The sequence below is a fragment of the Amycolatopsis sp. NPDC023774 genome, assembly GCF_040639695.1.
Taxonomy (GTDB): Bacteria; Actinomycetota; Actinomycetes; order Mycobacteriales; family Pseudonocardiaceae; genus Amycolatopsis.
The window spans coordinates 17,790-40,625 of record NZ_JBFAAJ010000041.1 but is presented as its reverse complement, the minus strand read 5'-3'; the positions used below and the strand labels follow the sequence as shown (position 1 = coordinate 40,625).

Genomic DNA, 22,836 nt, shown 5'->3' with positions numbered 1-22,836 from the left:
ACTCCTGTGTGCGCTACTGGGCTGTTTCCCCGGAGAACCGCCGCAGCGCGGAGTTGAACTCCCCCGCGTCCTCGACGAACGGCAGATGCCCCGCATCAACGAACCAACGCAGAACGGCCCCCGGAATCTTCCCAGCCGAATATTCCGCTGCCGACGGATCGACCACGCGGTCGGCCGTGCCGTGCACGACCAGCACCGGTTTGTCGATCTCGGCCAGCACTTCCGAGCTCTCCACGTCGCGCTTGAACAGCGCCGCGCGCACGGCCGGCGGCACCGCCAAAGTCATCCCGAGCAGGGCTTGTGCGAACGTTCCAGGCACCGAGGCGTTCGCCTGGGCCCGGCTGAACTCGACCAACGCCGGCACGGCGACCTCGGGATCGTCCGAGAGCGCCGCGGGCAGCGCAGCCCGCATGACCGATCCGGTCTTACCGCCTTCGCGGCCGCGGCCGATCTCCGTGATGGCCCCGACGAGCACGATCCCGGCCAGTCGTGCGGTTCCGTGCACCCGCAGGTAGTCGGCGATCACGAGGCCGCCGTAGGACCAGCCGACGACGATCGCGTCGGGGCCGGCGAAATCGAGCACGGCGGCGAGGTCGTCGGCCCACTGGCGCGGGTCGTCGTAGCCGGCCGCCGGGACGTCGGACGCACCGTGGCCCCGCAGGTCCATCGCCACCAGGCGGAACCGCTCCGTGAGCGCCGGGTCGGCCAGCTGGGCCGTCCACGCGCGCGACGACTGGGCCCAGCCGTGCACGAAGACGATCGGACGCGAGTTCTGGGCACCCTCCACGCGCAACGCGATGCGCACGCCGGAGGTACTGACCACTTCGGTGTTCACGACGTCAGTTCGTAGCAGACTTCACTTGGCCGCCGACAGGGTCTTCCAGGTGGACCAGTCGTAGAACCAGTCCTTGACGTCGGAGCCGGTGGGGCTGGACAGCTGCGAACCGGTCACCTCCACCGGGTCGCCGATGAGAGCGGAGTCGAAGTAGTCCTTCGCGTCGGCTTCCAGCAGGTTGACGCAGCCGTGGGAGTTGTTCATCTTGCCGATGTTGGCGGCATTGTCCTGGTTCTCGTGGATGTACTCACCGTGGTTGGAGATGCGGCAGGCCCACTTCTTGTTGACGTTCGTGTAGCCGTAGCGGGCGTTGTCGAACACCGCCGTGGGCTCCTTCGACATCACGATGAACGTGCCGTTGGGCGTGTTGCGGTTCACATCGGAGTCGAGGCCGTTGGCGCACGGGTAGCTCTTGTACTCGGAGCCGCCGCGGTAGACCTTCATCACGTGGTCGGGGGTGTTCACCTTCACGACCTGGTTGCGGCCGATCTTGAACTTCGTCGTGACGTCGGCCTTGCCGTAGGCTCCGCCACCGAGGTCGACGCCGTAGAGATTGGCCTCGACCTCCACGGTCGTGTTCTCCGGCCAGTACTCCTTGGGCCGCCAGTCCACCTGCGTGGGCGAGAGCCAGCCCCACGAGCCCTCGACTTCGGTCTTCACCTTCAGTGCCTTCTCCACGGCCGCGCGGTCCTTCGGCGCTTCCTTGAACTTCACGCTGATCGGCATCGCGACGCCCACGTGGGCGTCGTCGGCCGGGTTCAGCGTGGCGCGCAGCTGCTTGGCCGGCTTGACCGTCGCGAAGGAGCCCTTGAGCTCCACGGGCCGGTTGTCCGTGCCGGTGGCTTTGGCTGCGTAGGTGTAGGTCTTGCCGTAGCCGAGGGGTTCCGAGCTCTTCCAGGTGAGGCCGTCGTCCGCGAGGTCGCCCTCGACCGCGTCGCCGTCGGAGTTGGTGACCTTCACCTCGCTGAGCTTGCCGTCGGTCACCTTGATGACCACGGGCTCGCGGACGTCCGCGTCCTTCGCGTCCGCGGCCGGAGTGGCGGTGATCTTCGCCACCGGTTCCGCGGGCTTGCCACCGTCCTCACCACTCCCGCCGAGCGGCAGCGCCGTGCCGTTCGTGGTGGTCGAACACGCGGCCGCGAGCGCCCCCGCCCCCGCGGCGAGCACCGCCTTGAACACCGTGCGCCGTTCCATCCCCGTGAACCTCCCGTTTCCCCCACACCGGCGGATGCTTTCACGCTGTCAGCGCCGGTGAGCGACTCGACGTTACCTGCCGCGGCCGGGTTCACCCATTCCCTGGCCCCCGGGCGGCATGTCGACAAGACGTTTCGTCGAGGTGGCGGTTCCCGGCTTCGCCTGCTGGTGACGGGGTTGTGACCGGTTCAGCGCAGGGTTCGGGCGAGCTGTCACTACGGACGGTGAGCCGGGCCTCACCGCCGCCCGGCACAACTTCGCCGCGTTCGGCGCCGTTTCGCCCGGGGACATCGCGCACGTGCGTCCACCGCGTGACGACGACACCCGCCGCACCAAGGGCAGGGGTACGGCCCGGCGCCGGATGCTCGGCGCACGACGAACGTCATGGCCGCGGTCACAGCGAGCAGGCGATCAGCAGCGGTTCCGGGTGCAGGGTCACGCCGAAGCGGGACTGGACACCGTCGCGGACTTCACGGGCCAGGGTGAGCAGGTCGGTGGTCGTGGCGGTGCCGCGGTTGGTGAGGGCGAGGGTGTGTTTGGTCGACAGCGCGGCGCGGCCGCCGGGACCCGGGTGGCCCTTGGCGAAGCCGGCGCGCTCGATCAGCCAAGCGGCGGAGAGCTTCACGCCGCCGTCGGCCGGGTACTGAGGCACAGCGGTGTCCTCGCCGACGACGGACACAATGCGCCGCAGGACAGCCTCGACATCGGGCGGAGGGACGATCGGGTTCGTGAAGAACGAGCCCGCGCTCCACGTGTCGTGATCGGCCGCGTCGAGGACCATCCCCTTGCCGCGGCGCAGGTCCAGGACCGCCGAGCGCGCGGCCGCGGTGGGGACTTTCGCGCCGATCTCGACACCGAGCGTGCGCGCGAGCTCGGCGTAGCGGATGGGCGCGGACTCGCCGCCCGGGTCGACACGGAAGCGGACGCTGAGCACCACGCCGCTGTCGGTGCCCTTCAGCACGCTGGTGCGGTAGGCGAAGCCGAGCTCGTCGGCCTTGACCGTGCGCACCTCGCGCGCGGCGCGGTCGTAGAGCTCGAGGGAGACGATGGACTCGGCGACCTCGCAGCCGTACGCGCCGACGTTCTGGATCGGCGTCGCGCCGACGGATCCCGGGATGCCGGAAAGGCATTCGAGTCCGCCGATCCCCGCCTCGACGAGCCCGGCCACGAACGCGTCCCACTCCTGCCCGGCGGCTGCCTCGACGATGTCGTCGGTGTCGCCGGCCCAGGTCCAGCCGGTGTTCGCGACCTGGATGAGCGTGCCGGGGAAACCACTGTCGGCCACCACGAGGTTCGAACCGCCGCCGAGCAGCAGCACGCGTTCGCCGGCGGCATCGGCCGCGCGCACGGCGCCGACGAGATCGTCGCTGGTCGAGGCCCGCACGAACCGTCGCGCGGGCCCTCCGAGGCGCAGCGTCGTGTACTCGGCGAGGCGCGGCGGCGCGGGCGTTTCGACGGGGTTCACGCTGCCTAACGGTACTGTCCGGCCCATGGGATCCCGGATCGAGCACCGTGCCGAGTTCTCCGCCGGACTCGCGGCCGTGCTGGCCGCCGTGTCCGGCGAGGACGCGCTGCGGGCGCGCCTGAAGGAGCTGGGCGGCGACAACGCCGCACTCCTTTCACATGCCGTCGACGGCGACACCGTGCGCTACGAACTGCGGCACGGCATCGCCGCGCAACGCCTGCCCCAGGCCGTGCAGGCCCTGCACCGGGGCGACATCGTCGTGCACCGCAAGCAGGTGTGGCAGCGCTCCGGCGACGCGTACACGGGCAAGGTCGACGTCAGCGTGAGCGGCGTGCCGGGCGAGATCGGCGCGCAGACCTTCCTGACGCCGCGCGGCGAGCGCGTGGAGTTCCGGACGTCCGGCGAGGTGACGGTGCGGATCCCGCTGTTCGGCGGGAAGATCGAGGAATTCGTGGCCCAGCAGGTGACGAACCTCCTGGCCCGCGAAGCCGACTTCACCACGTCGTGGCTGGCCGAGCACGCTTGAGCCCGGTGGGCGCCCCGACGAGGGGCACCACCAATCCCAATCGGTTACGCAGAGTCGATCGCTGGCTCGCGAGCGACCCCGCGGTGACGCGGCTGTTACGGCGAGCGCCGGACCCGCTCGTGGTCGATCTCGGCTACGGCGCGTCACCCGTGACGACCATCGAGCTCCTGCGCCGGCTACGCCGGGTCCGCGCCGACGTCCGGGTGCTGGGGCTGGAGATCGATCCGGAGCGAGTGGCGTTCGCGCGCCGCGCCGCGGACCCTCCGTGGCTGGACTTCCGCCGCGGCGGCTTCGAGCTGGCCGGCGCGCGGCCGGTGGTGGTGCGGGCGTTCAACGTGCTGCGTCAGTACGCCGAGCACGAGGTCGCCGGCGCGTGGAAGGTGATGCTCGACGCGATGCCCGACGAGGGGCTGATCGTCGAGGGCACCTGCGACGAGATCGGGCGGCTGGCGTCGTGGGTCGTCGTGGGCGCGGCCGGCCCGCTGTCACTGACGCTGTCGGTGCGGCTCGCGGAGCTGGCTCGTCCGTCCATTGTGGCCGAACGACTGCCCAAGGTTCTCATCCACCGCAACGTTCCCGGCGAACCGGTGCACGCGCTCCTGTCCGCTTTGGACGACTGCTGGGCCGCCGCGGCGCCGCACCGGTCGTTCGGGGTGCGGGCGCGGTGGGTGTCGACGGTGGGGATGCTGCAAGCCCGGGGCTGGCCGTTGCTCGGCCGGCCGGAGCGCCGGCGGCTGGGCGAGCTGACAGTGCCGTGGGACAGCGTGAACCCGCTCTGAAAGTGGCTACGGAGAGTGCCGGACTGGGCTGATCAGTGCGGGTGCGAATGCGTCGTCCGGGTACGAATCCCACCTGTTCACCGACCCACCCCCGCGGTGTCACCTGGCGGTGACCTGCGGTGATCACGATAGGCAGGTGGAACTGCTTCACCACGTCACCGACCTGCTGCACGGCGCGCTGGGGTCGCCGTGGCTCTGGGTGCTCGTGTTCGTGGTCGCGGGCCTGGACGCGCTGTTGCCGTTCATGCCTAGCGAGACGACCGTGGTGACGGTCGCGGTCCTCCTCGGGCCCGCCCCCGAGCGACTGGCGCTGCTGGCGCTCGTCGCGGCGACCGGGGCGTGGGCCGGTGACTGCCTCGGCTACGCGGTGGGCCGGGCGGCCGGACCGCGGGCGATCGCGCGGTTGCAGCGCGGGCCGTCGGGGCGGCAGCGCCACGAGTGGGCGCGCGAGCAGGTGCGGCGGCAGGCGCCATTGTTGATCATCGCGGCGCGCTACCTGCCAGGCGGCCGCGTGGCGAGCGCGCTGGCGACGGGCAGCCTCGGCTACCCGCTGCGCCGCTTCCTGCCGCTCGACGCGGTCGGTGCCACCGTGTGGTCGGCCTACAGCGTGCTCATCGGCCTGGTCGGCGGCACGACGTTCGCCGACGAACCGGTCAAGGGCCTGCTCCTGTCGTTCCTCCTCGGGCTCGGCCTGGTCACTCTCATCGAGTTCGGGCGGCGCCTTCGGTTGCGACGGCTACGGTCGAGCGATGCACCTGACCGAGGCGATCGACATCCACGCGGACCGGCTGAAGGCGGCCGCGCTGACAGCGGGCCCGTCGGCACGCCTCCGCAACTGTCCGAAGTGGACGATGCACGACCTGGTGACGCACCTGGCGACAGTGCTCTCGTCCACGGTCGCGGCGATCACGGACCGACCCGCTGACCCGCCGCCGCCCACCGACTGGGCCGACGCGCTCGGCCGGTGGGACGGCCAGCGCCTCGCCGTCCGCGAAGCCCTCCGGCTGCCTGCCGATACCCCGGTGCGGTCTCCGTTTCCCGGCGGCGGACTGCTGACCGTGGGCCGCTGGGCCCGGCGCCTGGCGCACGAGACGGCGATCCACCGGCTGGACGCGGAGAGCGCCCTGGCCGAGCCGCCGGCCACCCGGTACGCGGACGTGTTCGCGGTCGACGGCATCGACGAGTTCCTGACGTTCTTCGTTCCGCGCCGGGCCGCTCGTCAGGACGGCGTCGTGCGGATTGAAGCAGGAGACCGCGCGTGGACAGTGGTTCTGCGCTCCGGCGAAGTGCCGGCGCTGGGCGACGGCCCCGCGGATCTCACCATCTCCGGCTCGCCCGACGACGTCTACCGCGCCCTCTGGGGCCGCCCCAACACGGCGCGGATGGTGGGCCGGGTCGCACTCACCGAGCCCCTCGCGGCGCCCTGACCAGCACCGGCGAGAATGGTGGGCGTGCCTGATCCCCAGCGTTACGTGCTCACCTTCGGCTGCCCCGACCGCACCGGCATCATCGCCCGCATCTCGGGCTTCCTCGCCGACCACGGCGGGATGATCGTGGAGGCGGCGTACCACACCGACCCGGACTCGGGCTGGTTCTTCACGCGCCAGGTGGTGCTGGCGGGGTCGCTGCCGTTCGACGCCGACGGGTTGCGGAAGCGGTTCGCGGCCGTCGCGGAGGAACTGTCCGCCGAGTCGAGCTGGCAGGTGCGCGACACGGGTGAGCGCCCGCGCGCGGTCGTGCTCGTCTCGAAGGCCGGGCACTGCCTGTACGACTTGCTGGGACGCGTCGCGTCCGGCGAGCTCGACGTGGACATCGCGGCGGTGATCGGCAACCACACTTCGCTGGCGGACATCACCCGTGCGCACGGGATTCCGTTCCACCACGTGCCGTTCCCGGCCGACGGGAAGGCTGAGGCGTTCGCCCAGGTGCGCAAGCTCGTCGACGAGCACGACCCCCACGCCGTGGTGCTGGCGCGCTTCATGCAGGTGCTGCCGGCCGAGCTGTGCGACGAGTGGGCCGGGCGGGCGATCAACATCCACCACAGCTTCCTGCCGTCGTTCATCGGAGCGCGGCCGTACCACCAGGCGCACGTACGCGGCGTGAAGCTCATCGGCGCGACCTGCCACTACGTGACGGCCGACCTCGACGCCGGCCCGATCATCGAGCAGGACGTGATCCGCGTGGACCACGGCGACTCCGTCGACGACCTCGTGCGCAAGGGCCGTGACATCGAGAAGGTGACGCTGGCGCGCGGCCTGCGCTGGCACCTCGAGGGTCGCGTGCTGGTGCACGGCAACCGGACGATGGTGTTCTAGCCCGGTCCCGAGCACCCCCAATGTGGCGTTCGGTGCGCTCAACGCACCGAACGCCGCCTTGGGTGCGCTCGACGCAACCAACGCCACATTGGGGTGCTCCGGGGCAGGTGAGTCAGGCGGCACCCTGGCACCCCGCAGCCGACCGCAGGTGCGGCGCGAGGCGATGACCACGAGCACGACAAAACCGATCAACGGCCGACTGCTGATCGCCCAGCTCAACCCCATCGGCGGCCCCGGCTGGGCCAGGACCGGCGGGGTCTTCAGCTCGGCCGTGCCCTGGCCCTGGGGCCGTTGATCGTGAAGCGGAACGCCCACGTGTCCTCCGTCGGAAGGGCGCGGATGTCCAGACCCCGACGTCGCGCTTGCGCGGGTGGCGCGCCAGCGGCTGTGGCCGTTGGAACGCGGTGGCGGACGGGTTGTGCATGGCGAGCGTGCCCGTTGTGGTGCCGGTGCCGCAGTCGGGGATGAAGGTGAAGTCGAGCGACTGCATGCCCGCAGTGGCCACGTCGAGAAGCCGACGTGAGGCCGTAGGGCTCGGCCTGCACGCGTTCGGTGTGGACGGTGTTCACCGGCTCGTACGCGTTGGCCGGCAGGGTGGTGGCGAGAGCAGCAGGCCGATGACCGCGCCCAGCGCCGGCAGGCTCTTACGCATGGGACCGCACCTCCGAAGCCGGGGCGAGCAGGCGGAGTATGCCGCCGAAGCGCCAGCCCGCGAAGCCGCGACACCGACCGTACCCGAGTAGAGCCCGGGCGTCGCGCCGAGCACCACGTCGCCGCGGGAGAACATCACGCCGTCGGCGGCCGCCGCCAGGTGCGGCGAGCCGGGCGCGGTGCCCGCGTGGGTGGCGATGTCGACGTGCAGGTCGCCCGGTGTCACGTCGATCCGCCGGATGATCACGGTCAGCTCGCGCGCGCCGAGTGTCTGCGCCACCTCGATGTCCGCGCCGACCGGCGTCCCGTCGGCGCGCGCCGTGCCGCCGCCGAGCCCGATCCCCAGCGCGCACAGCACCATCAGCAGCGCCGTCCTCTTCGTGGTCCCCATCGCGGGAAAAGGTAGCGAGGTCACGGCAGTCGAATCGTCACGGAGCCGGGGGAAGGTCTACCCCCGGTCCGGAGATGCGGACCCCGAGGTACGGGTGTCCTCGCACTGTGTCCTTGAAAAGTGGAACGCTGCTCCGTATGGTTAGTGGAGCAACGTTCCGTTTTCTCTCCGGAGGACCATCCCATGCAGTTCCGCACCTTGGGTCGCACCGGCGTGCAGGTCAGCGCGCTCTCGCTCGGCGCCATGAACTTCGGCGCGATCGGCCGTACCACGCAGGACGACGCCACGGCCATCGTCGACGCCGCGCTCGAAGGTGGCATCAACGGCGTCGACACGGCCGACATGTACGGCGCCGGCGAGTCGGAGGTGATGGTCGGCAAGGCCATCGCCGGCCGCCGCGACGATCTCGTGCTCGCCACGAAGGCCGCCATGCCGATGGGTGACGAGCGCAACCACCGCGGCAGCTCGCGGCGCTGGCTCGTCACCGAGCTCGACAACAGCCTGCGCCGGCTCGGGGTCGACCACGTCGACCTCTACCAGATCCACCGCTGGGACCCGTCGACCAGTGATGAGGAGACGCTTTCCGCGCTCACTGATCTGCAGCGCGCCGGGAAGATCCGCTACTTCGGCTCGTCGACGTTCCCCGCGTACAAGATCGTGCAGGCGCAGTGGGCCGCGCGTGAGCACCACCTGAGCCGCTACGTCACCGAGCAGCCCAGCTACTCGATCCTGCAACGCGGCATCGAGGCCGACGTGCTGCCTATGGCGCAGGCGTACGGCCTGGGCGTGCTGGCGTGGAGCCCGCTCGCGTCGGGCTGGCTGTCGGGCGCTGTCCGCGAGGGGCGCGAGATCACCACGAGCCGCTCGAAGGTCCTGCCGCAGCGGTTCGACCTGGCGCTGCCCGCCAACCAGGCTCGCCTCGAAGCCGTGGAGCGCCTGGCGAAGGTCGCCGCCGACGCCGGCCTCACACTGATTCAGCTCGCGCTCGGCTTCGTGACCGCGCACCCGGCCGTGACCAGCGCGATCATCGGCCCGCGCACGCTGGAGCACCTGCGCTCGCACCTCGCGGCCGCCGACACCGTGCTGTCCGCCGACGTGCTGGACGCGATCGACGAGATCGTCGCGCCCGGCGTGGACCTGGCCGCGCACGAGAAGTTCGACACCCCTCCCGCCCTGCTCGATCCGGCCCTGCGTCGGCGCTGAAAGGACTTCCCATGTCACCTCGGTTCGGCATCATGACCGCCCCGATGCAGGTGGGCTACGACGACCTCGTGCGCGTCTGGCGCGAAGCCGACGCGTTGCCGGAGATCGAGCACGCCTGGCTCTTCGACCACCTCCTGCCCATCGCCGGCGACCCCGGCGGCCCGATCTTCGAAGGCTGGACGCTGCTTTCAGCCCTCGCCGCGCAAACTTCGCGCCTGCGCCTCGGCCTCATGGTCACCAGCAATCGTTTCCGCCCGCCCGCCGTGCTGGCCAAGATCGCCACGACCGTCGACGTGGTTTCCGCCGGCCGCTTGGACTTCGGCATCGGCGTCGGCTCACGCCCGAGCCATCCGCTGGCGAGGCGCGAGTACGAAGCCCACGGCCTGCCGTTCCACGAGACCACGCGCGCGGTCCAGGCCCTCGCCGAAGCCTGCGCGATCATCCGTCGCTTGTGGACGGACACCGCGCCCTTCGACTTCACCGGCGAAACCGTCCAGCTCACGGGCGCGTTCGGCAACCCCAAGCCCGTGCAGCGTCCCCACCCGCCGATCGTCATCGGCGGCCGCGCGTCCGCGACTCTCCGCGTAGCCGCCGCCCACGCCGACATCTGGAACATCCCGGGCGGCGACCTCGACGACTGCGTCAGCCGCAGCGCGCTCCTGGACCGCTACTGCACGGAACTCGGCCGCGACCCCGCGGAGATCAGCCGCTCGATCCACCTGCAGGTGTCCTACGAGGACCCTGGCCTCACGCGCAAAGCCGTCGCCGAGGCTGTCAACGCCGGTTTCGAACACGTGGTGCTCGGCCTGCCGTCGCCGTTCCCCGAGGGGGTCGCGCACTGGGTCGTCGATGAGCTGACCAAGGGCTGACCGAGAGCCCACGTGCTGATCAATTCCTAACCCAAGAACTCCCGCAAGTGTGACACCACCGCCTCCGGCTGTTCCTCCGGCAGGAAGTGGCCGCAGTTCTGGAGGCCGACACCGGTGACGTTGTCGGCGTAGTCGCGCCAGATGTCGAGCGTGGGGAGCTTGCCGAGGAGGCCGGACTGGCCCCACATCGCGAGCAGGGGCTGGGTGAGGCGCTTGCCCGCTGCGTAGTCGGCGTCGTCGAGGGTGGCGTCGTCCGGGAAGGAGGCGCGGTAGTCGTCGAAGCCGGCGCGCAGGGCGCCCGGGGCGGAGAACGCGCGCACGTACTCGTGGACGTCCTCGGCGGGCAGGCCTTGGCGCTGGAACGTCCAGCGTTCGAAGAAGTAGCCGAGATATGCGGCGATGTTGCTGCCCGCCAGCAGTTCCGGCAGGTCGGGCTGCAGGTGGAACAGCCAGTGCCAGTAGCCCTTCGCGACATCGGAATCCAGCCGCTGCCACATCTCGCGCGTAGGCGCGATGTCGAGGACGGCCAGGCGCTCGACCTGCTCGGGCCGGTCCAGTGCCCAGCGGTGCCCGACGCGGCCACCGCGGTCGTGCCCGACCACGGCCAGCCGGTCGAACCCCAGCTGCTCGGCGAGCTGAGCGAGGTCGGCGGCCATCGTGCGCTTGTCGTAGCCGCCGCGCGGTTTGTCGGTGCGGCCGTAACCGCGCAGGTCGGGCGCGATCACGGTGTGGGTTTCGGCGAGCGGGCCCGCGACGCGGTGCCAGCAATGAGACGTCTGCGGCCAGCCGTGCAGCAGGAACACGGGTGGGCCGTCGCCGCCGCGCAGGTAGTGCATCCGGAGGTCGCCGACCTGGGCCATCGAGGGTTCTAACCGGATCATGGGGTTAGACGCTACCGGAAGCGGCTAACCGGTGACAAGGGTTAGAATGGGACCCATGGAGTGGGTCTTCGACGGCGGCCGGCCGTGTCTCGACCTCGTCAACACGCTGCGCAACCGCCACCAGGCCGAGGGGTTCGAGCTGCTGACGTCGACTGAAGCCCTCGCCGAATGGCTCTCGCTCGCCGGCCTCGTCCCGGGCCAGGTCTCCGTCACGGAGGAAGACCTCGAAACGGCGAAATGGCTCAGGGAAGCAGTGAACCGGCTGGTCACCACCGCACCGAAACGGCGGGACGTCGAGCTCGTCAACAGGGCCGTCGAGGAGCCACTGCCCAACGCACGCCTGCGGTTGTCGGGCGGTGAGCTGCGCAAAGCGGCACCGAGCCCGCGCAACCCGGTCGCTGCCGCCTTCGCGCTGATCGCCACCGACGTGATCGAGCTGGTGACGAGCCCGGTGGACGTTCGCGTCTGCGCTGCCGAAGACTGCGGCCTGCGCTTCGCGGACGCATCACCGCGAAGGACTCGCCAGTGGTGCTCGATGTCGCGCTGCGGCAACCGCGCCAAGGCCCGGGCCCACTACGCCCGCACCCGCGGCTGAGTCAGCGGATCAGCCGGTACGCCCACGGGTGGGCCCGCAGCCACACGTTCAGCTTGCCGATCCACCGCATGTGCGCGGTCCGCAACGGCGCGGGCACCAACCAGCCGGCAATCCGCGTCACGCGGCAGAACCGCGCGAACCGCAGCTGGTCCCGCGCAGTCCAACCCAGACCGAGCTGCTCCCGCAAAGCCGGCGGCAACGTCGCCCGGATCAAGAACAGCTGCCCGGCGGCCTGCGCGTCCCGGAGCCGGGGCCACCACCGATCCGGCAGCCACCGCACGGGTTTCGGCACGGTGTGGATGGTCTCGAACAACGTCGTCATCGTCTCGTTCGGCCGGAACGACGCGACCATCTCGTCGTAGTACCGCTCGAACGAGGGCCAGTCCGGCGGTAGATCCCGCTCCCGTACTCCGAGCACCCGGCCGACGTCGCACATCTGCGCGTAGTATTCGTCAAGCTCGGCAGGACTCAACGGACGCCCGAAAAACCGTTGCACATCAACGGGAACCTTCACCAGCGTCGCATGCACCCACGCGTAAGCCCCCGGATCCAGCCCGCTGTACCGCCGCCCGGCGGCCATCCCGGTGAATGTTCGATGCAGCTCCCGCAACCGCGAAGCCTCGAACCGCGCCCCGGCTGCGCCGCCGTACACGTAGATCGACAGGGAAGCCCCCGTGCGCATCAACCGCGTCCACGGGTCCTCGGTGTAGTTCGAGTGGTCCCGCACCCCGGCCGCGACCACGGGGTGCGCCACCTGCAACACGAGCACCTGCCCGGCGAGCAGCACGTCGCGGAAGTCGCCGAAGTACTGCCAGGCCGCGGTGCCCCGCACCACCGGCGGCGCCACGTCAGGCCCCGCGCAGCAGCATCATCAGGGGCTCGGCGGCCGGCACGTCGGTGCCCGTCGACAGCCGGCGCAGCTGCAACCCGGCGATGAGTGCGACGACGGGACCGGCAAACCGCTCGGGATCGGGCACGCCGAGGGCGCGCAGGATGGTCGTGGCCAGATCGTCGTACGCGGCGAAGCAGCGCGCGGACGCTTCGCGCAGCCCGGGATCACGGGCAGCTTGCAGGTAGAGCTCGTGGGGCGCGAGGTCGTCGGTGCCGAACGGCAGCTGCTCGATCACGTGCTCCACCACCGCCGCGGCCTGTTCGATGCTGAGAGCACTGTGTGCGTCGGCGATCGCGGCGAGCTTCGCCGTCTCCTCCTCGGCGAACAGCAGCATCGCCTCGCGCAGCAGCTCCGTCTGGCTGGGGAAGTGGTAGGTCAGCGTGCCGAGCGAGACGCCGGCGGCGGCCACGATGCGCCGGTTGGTCAGCCCGCCGACGCCCTGCTCGCCGACGACCTCGAGCGTCGCCCGCAGGATCGCGTCGCGGGTGTTCACCACACCCTTGCGGGCCTGCGCAGGTGCCACCGTTGGACCTCTTCCAGTTGCGCGGCAACGGAGATCAGCCGCTCCTCGGCGTGCGACGGGCCCAGCAGCTGGGCGCCGAGGGGCAGCCCGTCCGCCGTCTGTCCGGCCGGGACGTTGATCCCCGGCCAGCCCAGCACGTTCCACGGCCAAGCGTAGGGGCACGCGGCGATCATCGTCTGGTCGGTGCGCCAGCCGGTGAGGCCGTCGAACGCGCCGGTCTTCGGTGGCGGCGTCGCGGTGGTCGGGGTGAGCAGCACGTCGACGCGTCCGAACACCGAGCCGATGCGGCGCTGCAGCGCGGGTTCTAGCGCGCGGGCGATTTTCAACGCGCCGGCGAGCACGGTGCCCTGCTGCGCGTTGCCCCGCGTGCGCGGGTCGAGCTTGGCCTTCTCGGGCACGCGAGCGGCCCAGTCGCGCACGCCGGTGAGCGAGCGCGGCAGGAAGGTGAGCCCGATGAGCCCGTAGTCGGGATCGATCTCGACGATCTCGTGGCCCAGGTTCGCGAGCGCCTCCGCGGTGTCGCGCACGGCCGCTTCGACCACCGGGTCGAGGCTGGTTTTCGTTGCGGTGAAAGGAATCCTGGTCGACAGCCCAATGCGCAGGTGGCCGGGTTCCCGAACGGCGGCTGCGCGGAAGGAGCCGTCGGCGCCCGTGGTGGCGTCGAGCATCGTCGCCGCGTCGGCCACGGTCCGGGCGAGCGGCCCGAGCACGGTGAGGCCGTGGAACAGCTCCCCGCCCACCGGCACGCGTCCGCGCTGTGTCTTGATGCCGACGAGCCCTGTCCACGCCGCCGGGATGCGTACCGACCCGGCGCCGTCCGACCCCAGCGCCGCGGCGACCACCCCACCGGCCACCGCGGCCGCTGAGCCGCCGGAGGACCCACCGGGCGTGTGGTCGGGGTGCCAGGGGTTGCGCGTGACCCCGAACGCCGGACCCTCCGTGAACGGCCATTGTCCCAGCTCAGGTGTGTTCGTCTTGCCGATGATCACGGCGCCGGCGCGCTTGAGCAGCCCCACGGCCGGCGCGTCCTGCGTCGCGTCGGCGAAGGCGCCCGCGCAGCCGAACGCCGTCGGCAGGCCCGCGAGGTCCACGTCGTCCTTGATCGCGACGGGCACACCCAGCAACGGCGTCCGGTCACCTCCCGCCCGACGTCGATCGGCTGCGGCGGCCTCGGCGAGGGCTTCCTCGTCGCGGATCCGACGGAACGCGTTGAGCACGGCCTGGCTCGCGTGCGCTTCTCCCAGGGCCGCTGCCGTGAGCGCCATGGAGGTCGTTTCGCCTGCTTCAAGTGCCGCCACCTGCTCGGCGACGGTCGTGAACGCGACTGCGCTGATCTCAGAAGCCCTGACGGTCATCGGGCCACCCCCGGTGTTCTCGTTCGTTCGAACGAACGTTACCACCGGGCTGTGATTCCGGCTCCCTGGTTCGACAGCCGCCCTGCCCGAGGCCGACGATTACCCCGAGACCCGCCCCAGCACCACGGAGGATCGATGACGTTCGACTTCGACCGGTTTCCCGTTTTCGACGCGTTCCCGCGGGCGGGGCTCGGCACCGGGCCGACGCCGCTGCTGGCGGCGCCGCGGCTGGGCGAGGCGCTGGGGCTGCCGCGGCTGATGTTCAAGCGCGACGACGTGCACCCGCTCGGCGTGGGCGGCAACAAGCTGCGCAAACTCGACTTCCACCTCGGCGCCGCCCTCGCGGCCGGCGCCGACACGGTGATCACCTTCGGCGCGCTGCAAACCAACCACGGGCGCCAGACCGCGGCCGCGTGCGCGCGGCTCGGGCTGCGCTGCGAGCTCGTGCTCACGGCGAAGGTCCCGCGCGAAGGCGAGGCCTACGAGCATTCCGGAAACATCCCGCTCGACCTGCTGTTCGGCGCACGCGTGCACATCTGCGCCACCGTCGAAGAAGCCGAGCGCACCTACGAAGAGCTGCTCGGGTCGGCCGACTACGAGGGCCGCAAGGTCTTCACCGTCCCCGTCGGCGGTTCGGACGCGCTCGGCACCCTCGGCTACGTCGCCGCAACCCACGAGCTCGCGCAGCAGCTCTCGGCGCTCGGCATCGACAGCGCACGCATCGTCGCGCCCCACGCGAGTGGCGGCACCTCCGCCGGCCTCGCGCTCGGCACGGCGATGCTCGGCAACCTCGGCGCCGATTTCGCCTGCGTGAGCCACCCGCTCGACGAGGCGACCGACAACCTCACGCACCTCGTCACGTCGGCCGCGCAGCTGCTCGGCGTCGACACGCCGTCGCTCGATCACGTGCGCATGAGCGACTCCACCATGGGCGAGGGCTACGGCATCCCGGCGCCCTCGACGTGGGGCGCGCTGCGGCTGTTCGGCCGTACCGAAGGCGTGGTGCTGGACCCGGTCTACTCCGGCAAGGCCGCCGCCGCGCTCGTCGAATGGGCGGCCGACGGCCGGTTCGACCCGGAGGAGACGGTGGTGTTCGTGCACACCGGCGGCCTGCCCGGGCTGTACGGCTACGCGCCGGAGTTCGTCGCCGCCATGCAGGAGTGACTCAGTCGCGCGCGGTGGCCGGTTGCAGCTCGGCCGCCGCGCGGGTGGCGTCGACCCGCACCGCCACGCGGATCAGGCCCAGCAGCAGCACGACGTCGGCGACGAGCATCAGCCGTTGCGTGGCGCCGACCGGCAGCAGTTCGGTGACGGTGTGGACCGGCAGCCCGGCTTCGTCCAAGCGGGCGAACAGGAAACTCACGCCGAACACGACCAGAACGGCCACCCCGAACCGCAGCCACCGCGCCACGAGCTCCCGTTCGGCCGTACCGCGCAACGGTTCCAGCAAGGTCAGCGCCGCGGCCGGCAGGCTCGCGAACGCCACCACGCACGAGTACAGGTGGATCTCACCGCTCGCCAGGTCCGGGTGCGGCGGGTAGCTCGCCGGGAACACCGCTGCCGTCGCCAAACCCAAGGCCCACAACGAAAGCAGTACCCGCGTGGTCCGCGGCAGCGGCACGCCACCGGCTGCCAGGCAACCGAGCACGGCCAGCGAACCGACGGCGAGCGCCAGCACGCTCGCGCTCAGCAGGCCCGGGTCGGTGGTGGTGTAGCTGGACAACGTGTCGCGGATCGGGTCGTGCGAGCTGATCACGTGCATCAAGGTGATCGTGAACAGCCCCCACCCGATCGCCACCAGTGCGCCCGTCCGCCAGATCCGCAGCCCCCGTGAAATCCCCATGGTCCCCAGCGTGGCGGGATCGGCGTGCTCCGTGATCCGGGATCACCCTGAATTCGACCCCTATTCGCCTGCGCTGGTGAACTCCGCGAGAACCAGCGCCTGGTCGTCGTGGCGCTTCGCGCGCGGCCAGCGCGAACCGTCGGGATCCTGCGTTTCCGCGGTTCGCACGGCGTCCAGCACGGCGTTCGGCCCGTTCGCCCGGGCGAGCCGCAGGACGTCGGGCCAGCCGAAGAGACCGTAGTCGTCGACTCCGGTGGACACGCCGTCGGTGGCGAGCAGCACGGCGTCGACCTCGAGGCGGGGCCACGAGCGCCGCACGGCCTTCGACGCCGCCGCGGGGTCGGCCTCGGCGACCCAGAAGCCACCCTCGGCGTTGCGGCGACGGCGGACGTCGGCGCCGGTCTGCAGCAGGCCGCCGTCGCGCAGGGAGACCAGGCGGTCGTCGGCCACGACGTCCATCCCGAACTGTCCGAACGCGACAACCGGACTGTCGGCCAGCACAAGGGATTCGACCTCGGCCGCGTCCCAGCGCAGGATCGACACGGTGCTCGACGGCGAGTGGCCGGGCTCCAGCCCGTGCTCGGCCGCCACGTCGGCGATGGACGACGCCAGAGCGACGGCGAGGTCCTCTTTCGGACTTTCTCTCAGCTCGTCCGCCAATCGGCGCACCAGCAGGTCCGCGTACCAGCCGCCGGGCGGCAGGTCCGGGCTCGGTGACGTGGCGCCGTCCAGCAGCAGCACGGCGTTGTCCAGCACCACGACGTGGTCCTCGCTCGCGCGAGGCAGGCCGTCCGCGCCTACTCCCGCGCGCTCCGCGATCGCGATCTCGGGCATCACCCGATGCTAACCCGACCGGCTGACCGGGACCGGTCTGTCAACTTCGGTTGACAAGCGTCGTGGTGTCAACCTAGATTGACAACATGACCGAAGCAACAGACCTGGCCGCGAGGGCGGGCGACCGTGATCCCCGAGTGGGGCTTCGCGCGGTCGCCGCGCTTCGTCGGCTCCTGGAACAACTCGAAGCCGTGCAGGTGCGCAGCGCCCGCGTGCACGGCTGGTCCTGGCAGGAGATCGCCGCCGAGCTGGGGGTCAGCCGGCAGGCCGTCCACAAGAAGTACGGGAGGCACTGATGTTCGAACGGTTCACGCTCGACGCGCGGCTAACCGTGGTCGAGGCCCAGATCGTGGCGCGGGAAGCCGGCGCGCGGCAGATCGAGCTCACCGACGTGCTGGCCGGGCTCGCGCGCACCGAGAACGGGGCCGGCCTGCGGCTGCTGCAGGAGCTCGGCGTGTCGAGGGAAGACGTGCTGGCGGAGCTCGAGCGCATCCGCCGGCGCGGCGGGATCAGTGACGCCGACGTCGCCGCCCTGACCGAGTTCGGCATCGACGTGGAGCAGATCGTCGAGCGGGTCGAGGAGACCCACGGCCCGGGGGCGCTCGCCGGCGGCGGCAGACGCGCCAAGCGGGGCCACATTCCGTTCGCGGCCGAGGCGAAGCGCACGATGGAGCTCAGCCTGCGCGAAGCCGTGAAACTGGGCGACAAGCACCTGGGCCAAGAGCACCTGCTGCTCGCGCTGGTGCAGCAGAAGGGCCCGGTGCCCGACCTGCTGGCTGCCCACGGCGTCGACTACGTGTCGGTGCGTCGCGTCGTAGGGGAGAACTTTTAGTGCTGCTGTTCTTCGCGGCGCCCGGTCCGCCACGTGACCAGCGGCAACAGGGCCTGCGTGAGCGGTCCGATCGTGAGCGCGTAGAGCACGGTCCCCACACCGAAGGTGCCGCCCAGCAACCAGCCGACGGCGAGCACGGTCACCTCGATCCCGGTGCGCACCAGCCGCACCGACCAGCCGGTGCGCGCAGTGAGGCCGGTCATCAGCCCGTCTCGCGGCCCGGGGCCGAGCCGGGTCCCGACGTAGACGGCAGTGGCCACGGCGTTGAGCACCACGCCGCCGACGAGCAGCAGGACCTGGAGGGCGAGGGCGTGCTGGTCGGGCAGCACCGCGCGGACTGCATCGACGGTCACGGAGATCACCACAACGTTGGCCACGGTGCCGATGCCGGGCCGCTGGCGTAGCGGGATCCACAGCAGCAGCACGAACACCGACGCGATCGCGGTGACCGTGCCGAAGCTCAGGCCGGTGCGCTTGGTGAGGCCTTCGTGGAGCACGTCCCACGGGTCGAGGCCGAGGTGGGCGCGGGTGAGCATGGCCATGCTGGCGCCGTAGAGCGCGAGCCCGGCCAAGAGCTGGGCACCACGGCGGACGGGTGCTCGGCGGACGCTGAGGGGACTGAGGTCGACAACTGCCACTTCTCCACTATTGGCGACAAGTGGACTGGTAATCCATGGCCAATGTCGGATAATTGGTCTTATGACTGTGCACCTTCCGCTGGGTAGCCGTGTCTCCGGCACTCGATTGGCCGTGTTGCTGGGGGAGTGGCGGCGTCGCGGCTCCCGCCAGGGTGCGGCGGATCTGGCCGCGGCCGTCGAGCTGCAGGTGCTCGACGGCCAGCTCCCCATCGGCACCCGGCTACCCGCGGAACGCGAGCTCGCTGACGCCCTTGGCGTCAGCCGTACCCTCATCGGCGGGGCGCTGGACCGGCTGCGCTCCACCGGCGTGGTCGCCAGCCGCCGTGGCGCCGGTTCGTGGATCTCCGGGGCCGGCCATCGTTCGGCCGCGCCGGCCCAGCACGAGCGCGACGGCCTGATCGACCTGGCTCGGGCGGCGCCACCCGCGTTGCCAGGTCTGATCAACGCCGTCGACGCCGCGCGGCGCGACCTCGTTGAGCACCTGAGCGGCAACGGCTACCTCACCGGCGGCCTGCCACTGCTGCGCGAGCGGATCGCCGAGCGCTACACCGCGCGTGGCCTGCCGACGACCCCGGACCAGGTCATGCTGACAGCCGGCGCGTATTCGGCCTTCGTGCTGTGCCTGCGTATGCTGGCCGACCCCGGCGACCGCGTGCTGGTGGAGCAGCCGACGTACCCGAACGCGATCGACGCCGTGCGCGCCGCCCACGCGTTGCCCGTGCCGGTGGCGCTCGACCCCGTGCGCGGCTGGGACCTCACCGGCATCGAGGCGGCGCTGCGCCAGGCGTCGCCGCGGTTCGGTTACCTCGTGGTCGACTTCCAGAACCCCACGGGCCTGCGCCTCGACGCCGCCGGTCGCGAACGCCTCGGCGGCCTCCTCGCGCGCTCGCGCACACCCGTGGTGGTCGACGAATCGTTGGTGGAGCTGGACTACGAGGGCGATCCGCTCGACGCGCCGCCGCCGCTGGCCGCGTTCGCGGGGGACTTGGCGCTGACGGTCGGCTCGGCTGCGAAGTCGCAATGGGGCGGGTTGCGGTTGGGCTGGATCCGCGCGTCGGCCGAGCTGCTCGACCGGCTGCTGTCGTCGCGCTTCGCCGTGGACCTGGGGGCGCCGGTGTTCGACCAGCTGGTGCTGGCTTCGCTCTTGGAGCCCGACGGTTACGCGGCCTTGGCCCGGCGGCGGGTGGATTTCCGGCTGCAGCGTGATGCCCTGATCGACGCCGTGCACACCTACTGTCCTGAGTGGACGTTCGAGGTCCCGGCCGGTGGCCTGTCGCTGTGGTGCCGCCTGCCGGAACCGATGAGCACGCGCCTCGCCGTCTCGGCGGCGAACCACGGCGTGCAGCTGGCGCCCGCCTCACGCTTCGGGGTGCACGGCGGCCTCGAACGCTGGCTGCGCCTGCCCTTCGGCCTGCCGCCCGACCAGCTGCTCGAGGCCGTGCGGCGGCTGAGCCTGGCCGTCGAGTCGGTGCGCGGCTACGCGGACGTGCCCGCGGCGAACGTGCCGGTGACCTAAGGTTCGGAGTCAGGTGTTTCACGGTCCAAAGTGGACTTTGTGGTCACCCGGGAACGCGGACATCGGCGCCGCCGTGGCGCGCGCCCGCCGGGCCGGCGAAGAGCCCTGCTCACCCGCTTCCGCCGCGCGGTCTCCGACGGCGACCTGTCGGCCTCCGACAACCCCGACGACCTCGCCCACTGCGTCATGACCGTCGGCGAGGGCCTCGCCGTCCACGCCGTCGCGGGCTCGCGGGCGGACCTGCGGCGCGTGGTGGATGTGGCAATGCAGGCGGTTCCGGCTCCTCGCAGCTGACGTTCCGGCCGCACCCACGCCGAGCGGACGGTCGATGGTGAGCCGGCAGTACGCACCGTTGTGGCGCTCGGTGATGTCGGCCAGGCTGATTCGCCACCGAGTTCGAGGGCTCTCGCGACGGGAGCCGGCTGACCGCGTCGCGGCCGGCGGCTGAGCGGGTGGGGTCTTGTAGTCGCTGCTCTCGAGGTAGCCGCTGGGCGCGTTTCCGACCCTTCGGCCGCGACCCGTGCGTGGCCTGTTCGACGGCGCAGACCGAGTCTGAACCAAGCGGCCGACACGCGTTGCGGTTGGCCGGTGCAGCCACTCACCGCCCGGCTTTTGTTGCTGTGCCGGCGATTCCTGAGCAAGGCTGCAAACGATAAACAGCCGGTGCACCGGATGTTCCAACCACTCCAGGGATGGTGGTGGTCGCATCCGGTGCACCGGCTGTTCGTCACCCGCTCCGTTCAGAGCGGGCGCCGCGGCGGCTTCCCGGCACAGCCCCTCGACGTGCCGGGAAGCGCCGACGGCTCAGGCGGGCTTCGGTTGGCGCAGGTTCCCGCTCGGCGCGGTGAGCGGGAACCTCCGGAGCACGCCCGTTGTGGGTCCCGGCGCCGCGGGGGCAGCGCGGCGCCGGGACCAGGACCCGATCCGGCCGGGCGCGGTCGGCCGGTCGGGAAGGCTGGTCGTACGCATGGATCGCCCCTTGTCGAATGGTTGGTGCGAAAGGGTGAGCCAGGCGCAGCGAACGGGCGCGCGCTCCAAGAAGTTGATCTTGGTCTGGACGTGGCTCTCCCCGGTGGACCGGGTGCCGGTCAGTCCGGAGAGGTGGTGGGCAGGGCTGCATCCCTGCCCGCGCCGTCGACCTCGTGGTCGCGGCTGACGCCGATCAGCTTGAGCTGCGTGGTGGTCACGCTGTCCCCGACGACGGCGAACGGCTGCCGCGCGCCGCCCGAGCCGTCGTGGCTCGGGTTGGCGGTGGTGGTCGGCGCGACGGGCGCGCTGGGCGCCGCGGGCAGGCCACCGCCGCCCCCGCTGCCGCCGCCACCTGTGGCGCCGACGTGGGAGTTCTCGTTGTTCGCGTGCCGCGCGCCGGTGCTGCGCTGCTGCACGGGAATCAAGTGCACGCCGCTCGGGTAGTGCACCAGCGCGGCCGCCTTGGGCACGGTCACCGGCGCCGGCTGGGGCACGACCACCGGAACCACGGTGCTCACCACTTCTGCGGGCTGGGCGGTCAGCTCGGGCACGGTCACCGTGACCCCGCCGCTCACCGTCCCACCCGAGAACACCGGCCCGAGCACATCCCCGATCGGGATCAGCGACGGCGCGTCATCCTCACCCGGCACCGTCGTGACCGGTGGCAGCACGGTTTCCCCGACGCCGCCCACGGTCCCGGCCACCTCGGTGATCGAGTGCAACGTGGCGTCGACCATCCCGAGCAATCCGCCCAGCAGATCACCCTGCGGGCGCGAGGCCGTGGCGAGCAGCGGCGCCTCGGTGGTTTGGTCGCCGTTGCTGCTCGGCGTCGCGGTTTGGCCAGTGGCAGGGCTGTCGCCGGAAGTGCTGTCGCTGGAAGCGCCGTTCTCGGCAGTCTGGTCGGAGCCCGTGCTGCCGCCCGACGTTTCCGAGGCGCCGCTCTCCGCCGACCCGTTCGGCGTGGTCGCTTGGTCCGAACCCGTCCTGCCGTCCGAAGTTCCGGTGGTGCTGGTCTCGTCCGCGCCGCTCGCGGTCGTGGCCTGGTCCGAACCGGCTCTGCCGCCCGAAATGTCAGTATTCTCATCGGAACCGGCGCTCACGGCCTGGCCCGAATCGGTACCACCACGGGAAGTTCTGCCCTGGTCAGAGCCATCGCTGAACGACCAACCCGCAGCATGCCCCGAGCCACCGGCCGCGTCCGCGTGGCCCGCGGAGTCCCGAGTGGACGCGGCCCGCCGACCGTCTGCGTGGTGATGAGCCCGGTGTGCCTCACCGTGCCGGTCAGGCGCCGTCACCACCGTGCTGCCGGAAGCGTCCCCGACGTGCGGCTGCTCCGCGGCTTCGGCCCCGGCGCCGGCAACCAGCGCCCCCAGCATCCACCCGGCCACCGTCAGCCCGCCGGCCAACGCGATCCGCGCCGCCGGCCTCGCCAGCGGGGCCGCCCACGGACGGGGCCTGCGCATACCGGCGCCCGAAGCAGGGTCAGGACCAGCAAGGGAAGGAGGTGCGTCGGTGCGTGCGGCTGCCATGTCGCTCACGCCACCACCACCGTCCGCGCCTGAAGCTCATGCGGCTGCCGCACGAGACTGATCCAACTGGGGTTCTTCTCCGGCCAGGTCGCAGTTCCCCCGGGGCTGCACTCTTTCTAGCACCGGTCGCGAGTGTTTCATCTTCCCTGCGTTCGATCCACCCCGTAAGGCGGAACGGACTTACCGGCTCCGGTGTCCGAT

At 71.3% G+C, this 22,836-nt stretch carries 26 protein-coding genes and 1 pseudogene; 15 read left to right on the top strand and 12 right to left on the bottom strand.

Annotated elements, in window-relative coordinates:
- Positions 1–13: 13 nt before the first annotated feature.
- The 3 genes from AB0F91_RS42215 to AB0F91_RS42205 all read right to left on the bottom strand — a co-directional run bounded on the left by AB0F91_RS42215 (position 14) and on the right by AB0F91_RS42205 (position 3,494).
- Positions 14–835, bottom strand: a complete 822-nt coding sequence (locus tag AB0F91_RS42215) for an alpha/beta hydrolase (protein ID WP_360607308.1) — start codon at positions 833–835, stop codon at positions 14–16.
- Positions 836–856: 21 nt separating this feature from the next.
- A complete protein-coding gene (locus tag AB0F91_RS42210; protein ID WP_360607306.1) occupies positions 857–2,029 on the bottom strand; it encodes an Ig-like domain-containing protein in 1,173 nt (390 codons plus the stop codon).
- A 394-nt stretch (positions 2,030–2,423) separates the two neighbouring features.
- The gene (locus AB0F91_RS42205; RefSeq protein ID WP_360607304.1) at positions 2,424–3,494 is read right to left on the bottom strand and encodes a UDP-N-acetylmuramate dehydrogenase; all 1,071 of its coding nucleotides are present in this window, start codon (positions 3,492–3,494) and stop codon (positions 2,424–2,426) included.
- Positions 3,495–3,519: 25 nt separating this feature from the next.
- Here AB0F91_RS42205 and AB0F91_RS42200 point away from each other — a divergent pair, with 25 nt between their 5' ends.
- From AB0F91_RS42200 to AB0F91_RS42170, 7 genes and pseudogenes are all read left to right on the top strand, one after another.
- Positions 3,520–4,020: a DUF2505 domain-containing protein gene (locus AB0F91_RS42200; RefSeq protein ID WP_360607302.1), complete on the top strand. Its 501-nt coding sequence runs from the start codon at positions 3,520–3,522 to the stop codon at positions 4,018–4,020.
- Positions 3,999–4,799: a class I SAM-dependent methyltransferase gene (locus AB0F91_RS42195; RefSeq protein WP_360607300.1), complete on the top strand. Its 801-nt coding sequence runs from the start codon at positions 3,999–4,001 to the stop codon at positions 4,797–4,799. The genes AB0F91_RS42200 and AB0F91_RS42195 overlap by 22 nt, the downstream gene beginning before the upstream one ends.
- Before the next feature lie 136 nt (positions 4,800–4,935).
- On the top strand, positions 4,936–5,724 hold the full coding sequence (locus AB0F91_RS42190; RefSeq protein ID WP_360607298.1) for a DedA family protein: 789 nt from the start codon (positions 4,936–4,938) through the stop codon (positions 5,722–5,724).
- A pseudogene (locus tag AB0F91_RS42185) lies at positions 5,636–5,854 on the top strand (maleylpyruvate isomerase N-terminal domain-containing protein); the annotation flags it as partial. The gene AB0F91_RS42190 and the pseudogene AB0F91_RS42185, both read left to right, overlap by 89 nt.
- A 3-nt stretch (positions 5,855–5,857) precedes the next feature.
- Positions 5,858–6,226, top strand: coding sequence for a mycothiol maleylpyruvate isomerase (locus tag AB0F91_RS42180; RefSeq protein ID WP_360607332.1), 369 nt, complete (start codon positions 5,858–5,860; stop codon positions 6,224–6,226).
- Positions 6,227–6,241: 15 nt separating this feature from the next.
- Positions 6,242–7,114: a formyltetrahydrofolate deformylase gene (gene purU, locus AB0F91_RS42175; RefSeq protein ID WP_360607296.1), complete on the top strand. Its 873-nt coding sequence runs from the start codon at positions 6,242–6,244 to the stop codon at positions 7,112–7,114.
- Positions 7,115–7,277: 163 nt separating this feature from the next.
- On the top strand, positions 7,278–7,409 hold the full coding sequence (locus AB0F91_RS42170) for a hypothetical protein (protein WP_360607294.1): 132 nt from the start codon (positions 7,278–7,280) through the stop codon (positions 7,407–7,409).
- Between the two features lie 270 nt (positions 7,410–7,679).
- On the opposite strand, the gene AB0F91_RS42165 is transcribed toward AB0F91_RS42170, so the two are convergent.
- Positions 7,680–8,156, bottom strand: a complete 477-nt coding sequence (locus AB0F91_RS42165) for a hypothetical protein (RefSeq protein WP_360607292.1) — start codon at positions 8,154–8,156, stop codon at positions 7,680–7,682.
- Positions 8,157–8,339: 183 nt separating this feature from the next.
- Here AB0F91_RS42165 and AB0F91_RS42160 point away from each other — a divergent pair, with 183 nt between their 5' ends.
- Entirely contained in the window at positions 8,340–9,359 is a 1,020-nt protein-coding gene (locus tag AB0F91_RS42160) for an aldo/keto reductase (RefSeq protein ID WP_360607290.1), read from the top strand.
- 11 nt (positions 9,360–9,370) lie between these two features.
- Entirely contained in the window at positions 9,371–10,228 is an 858-nt protein-coding gene (locus tag AB0F91_RS42155) for an LLM class flavin-dependent oxidoreductase (RefSeq protein ID WP_360607288.1), read from the top strand.
- A 26-nt stretch (positions 10,229–10,254) separates the two neighbouring features.
- Here AB0F91_RS42155 and AB0F91_RS42150 read toward each other — a convergent pair whose 3' ends face one another.
- Complete coding sequence (locus tag AB0F91_RS42150) at positions 10,255–11,109, bottom strand: alpha/beta hydrolase (protein WP_360607286.1); 855 nt, start codon at positions 11,107–11,109, stop codon at positions 10,255–10,257.
- 55 nt (positions 11,110–11,164) lie between these two features.
- On the opposite strand from AB0F91_RS42150, the gene AB0F91_RS42145 reads away from it, so the two are divergent.
- The gene (locus tag AB0F91_RS42145; protein WP_360607284.1) at positions 11,165–11,704 is read left to right on the top strand and encodes a CGNR zinc finger domain-containing protein; all 540 of its coding nucleotides are present in this window, start codon (positions 11,165–11,167) and stop codon (positions 11,702–11,704) included.
- 1 nt (position 11,705) lies between these two features.
- On the opposite strand, the gene AB0F91_RS42140 is transcribed toward AB0F91_RS42145, so the two are convergent.
- Genes AB0F91_RS42140 through AB0F91_RS42130 form a run of 3 tightly spaced genes read right to left on the bottom strand, consistent with a single transcriptional unit; the run spans position 11,706 to position 14,474 of the window.
- On the bottom strand, positions 11,706–12,551 hold the full coding sequence (locus tag AB0F91_RS42140; protein WP_360607282.1) for an oxygenase MpaB family protein: 846 nt from the start codon (positions 12,549–12,551) through the stop codon (positions 11,706–11,708).
- 1 nt (position 12,552) lies between these two features.
- Positions 12,553–13,119, bottom strand: a complete 567-nt coding sequence (locus tag AB0F91_RS42135) for a TetR family transcriptional regulator (protein ID WP_360607280.1) — start codon at positions 13,117–13,119, stop codon at positions 12,553–12,555.
- On the bottom strand, positions 13,086–14,474 hold the full coding sequence (locus AB0F91_RS42130; RefSeq protein WP_360607278.1) for an amidase: 1,389 nt from the start codon (positions 14,472–14,474) through the stop codon (positions 13,086–13,088). The genes AB0F91_RS42135 and AB0F91_RS42130 overlap by 34 nt, the downstream gene beginning before the upstream one ends.
- Positions 14,475–14,609: 135 nt before the next feature.
- On the opposite strand from AB0F91_RS42130, the gene AB0F91_RS42125 reads away from it, so the two are divergent.
- Complete coding sequence (locus AB0F91_RS42125; protein ID WP_360607276.1) at positions 14,610–15,638, top strand: D-cysteine desulfhydrase family protein; 1,029 nt, start codon at positions 14,610–14,612, stop codon at positions 15,636–15,638.
- Position 15,639: 1 nt separating this feature from the next.
- Here the strand turns inward: AB0F91_RS42125 and AB0F91_RS42120 are convergent, their stop codons facing one another.
- Positions 15,640–16,317 carry a DUF998 domain-containing protein gene (locus AB0F91_RS42120; protein ID WP_360607274.1) on the bottom strand — a complete coding sequence of 226 codons (678 nt, stop codon included), beginning with the start codon at positions 16,315–16,317 and terminating at the stop codon, positions 15,640–15,642.
- Positions 16,318–16,377: 60 nt separating this feature from the next.
- Positions 16,378–17,151: a hypothetical protein gene (locus tag AB0F91_RS42115; protein ID WP_360607272.1), complete on the bottom strand. Its 774-nt coding sequence runs from the start codon at positions 17,149–17,151 to the stop codon at positions 16,378–16,380.
- An 86-nt stretch (positions 17,152–17,237) separates the two neighbouring features.
- On the opposite strand from AB0F91_RS42115, the gene AB0F91_RS42110 reads away from it, so the two are divergent.
- Together AB0F91_RS42110 and AB0F91_RS42105 are read left to right on the top strand one after the other, a co-directional pair.
- A complete protein-coding gene (locus tag AB0F91_RS42110) occupies positions 17,238–17,447 on the top strand; it encodes a sigma factor-like helix-turn-helix DNA-binding protein (RefSeq protein WP_004559389.1) in 210 nt (69 codons plus the stop codon).
- A complete protein-coding gene (locus AB0F91_RS42105) occupies positions 17,447–17,983 on the top strand; it encodes a Clp protease N-terminal domain-containing protein (protein ID WP_360607270.1) in 537 nt (178 codons plus the stop codon). The genes AB0F91_RS42110 and AB0F91_RS42105 overlap by 1 nt, the downstream gene beginning before the upstream one ends.
- Here AB0F91_RS42105 and AB0F91_RS42100 read toward each other — a convergent pair.
- Positions 17,980–18,621 (bottom strand): hypothetical protein, encoded by a 642-nt coding sequence (locus tag AB0F91_RS42100; RefSeq protein WP_360607268.1) that lies wholly within the window; start codon positions 18,619–18,621, stop codon positions 17,980–17,982. The two genes, AB0F91_RS42105 and AB0F91_RS42100, sit on opposite strands and share 4 nt — an antisense overlap.
- Before the next feature lie 61 nt (positions 18,622–18,682).
- On the opposite strand from AB0F91_RS42100, the gene AB0F91_RS42095 reads away from it, so the two are divergent.
- Both AB0F91_RS42095 and AB0F91_RS42090 read left to right on the top strand, forming a co-directional pair.
- Positions 18,683–20,137: a PLP-dependent aminotransferase family protein gene (locus AB0F91_RS42095; protein ID WP_360607266.1), complete on the top strand. Its 1,455-nt coding sequence runs from the start codon at positions 18,683–18,685 to the stop codon at positions 20,135–20,137.
- Between the two features lie 39 nt (positions 20,138–20,176).
- Entirely contained in the window at positions 20,177–20,431 is a 255-nt protein-coding gene (locus AB0F91_RS42090) for a hypothetical protein (protein WP_360607264.1), read from the top strand.
- A gap of 794 nt (positions 20,432–21,225) precedes the next feature.
- Here AB0F91_RS42090 and AB0F91_RS42085 read toward each other — a convergent pair.
- Positions 21,226–22,206, bottom strand: coding sequence for a hypothetical protein (locus AB0F91_RS42085; protein WP_360607262.1), 981 nt, complete (start codon positions 22,204–22,206; stop codon positions 21,226–21,228).
- Between the last annotated feature and the right edge of the window lie 630 nt (positions 22,207–22,836).

Coding starts and splice junctions, on each gene's coding strand:
- AB0F91_RS42200 (WP_360607302.1), top strand. CDS start 3,520: ATGGGATCCCGGATCGAGCACCGTGCCGAGTTCTCCGCCGGACTCGCG.
- AB0F91_RS42210 (WP_360607306.1), bottom strand. CDS start 2,029: ATGGAACGGCGCACGGTGTTCAAGGCGGTGCTCGCCGCGGGGGCGGGG.
- AB0F91_RS42095 (WP_360607266.1), top strand. CDS start 18,683: ATGACTGTGCACCTTCCGCTGGGTAGCCGTGTCTCCGGCACTCGATTG.
- AB0F91_RS42155 (WP_360607288.1), top strand. CDS start 9,371: ATGTCACCTCGGTTCGGCATCATGACCGCCCCGATGCAGGTGGGCTAC.
- AB0F91_RS42160 (WP_360607290.1), top strand. CDS start 8,340: ATGCAGTTCCGCACCTTGGGTCGCACCGGCGTGCAGGTCAGCGCGCTC.
- AB0F91_RS42130 (WP_360607278.1), bottom strand. CDS start 14,474: ATGACCGTCAGGGCTTCTGAGATCAGCGCAGTCGCGTTCACGACCGTC.
- AB0F91_RS42120 (WP_360607274.1), bottom strand. CDS start 16,317: ATGGGGATTTCACGGGGGCTGCGGATCTGGCGGACGGGCGCACTGGTG.
- AB0F91_RS42170 (WP_360607294.1), top strand. CDS start 7,278: ATGACCACGAGCACGACAAAACCGATCAACGGCCGACTGCTGATCGCC.
- AB0F91_RS42145 (WP_360607284.1), top strand. CDS start 11,165: ATGGAGTGGGTCTTCGACGGCGGCCGGCCGTGTCTCGACCTCGTCAAC.
- AB0F91_RS42105 (WP_360607270.1), top strand. CDS start 17,447: ATGTTCGAACGGTTCACGCTCGACGCGCGGCTAACCGTGGTCGAGGCC.
- AB0F91_RS42165 (WP_360607292.1), bottom strand. CDS start 8,156: ATGGGGACCACGAAGAGGACGGCGCTGCTGATGGTGCTGTGCGCGCTG.
- AB0F91_RS42125 (WP_360607276.1), top strand. CDS start 14,610: ATGACGTTCGACTTCGACCGGTTTCCCGTTTTCGACGCGTTCCCGCGG.
- AB0F91_RS42110 (WP_004559389.1), top strand. CDS start 17,238: ATGACCGAAGCAACAGACCTGGCCGCGAGGGCGGGCGACCGTGATCCC.
- purU (WP_360607296.1), top strand. CDS start 6,242: ATGGTGGGCGTGCCTGATCCCCAGCGTTACGTGCTCACCTTCGGCTGC.
- AB0F91_RS42115 (WP_360607272.1), bottom strand. CDS start 17,151: ATGCCCGAGATCGCGATCGCGGAGCGCGCGGGAGTAGGCGCGGACGGC.
- AB0F91_RS42150 (WP_360607286.1), bottom strand. CDS start 11,109: ATGATCCGGTTAGAACCCTCGATGGCCCAGGTCGGCGACCTCCGGATG.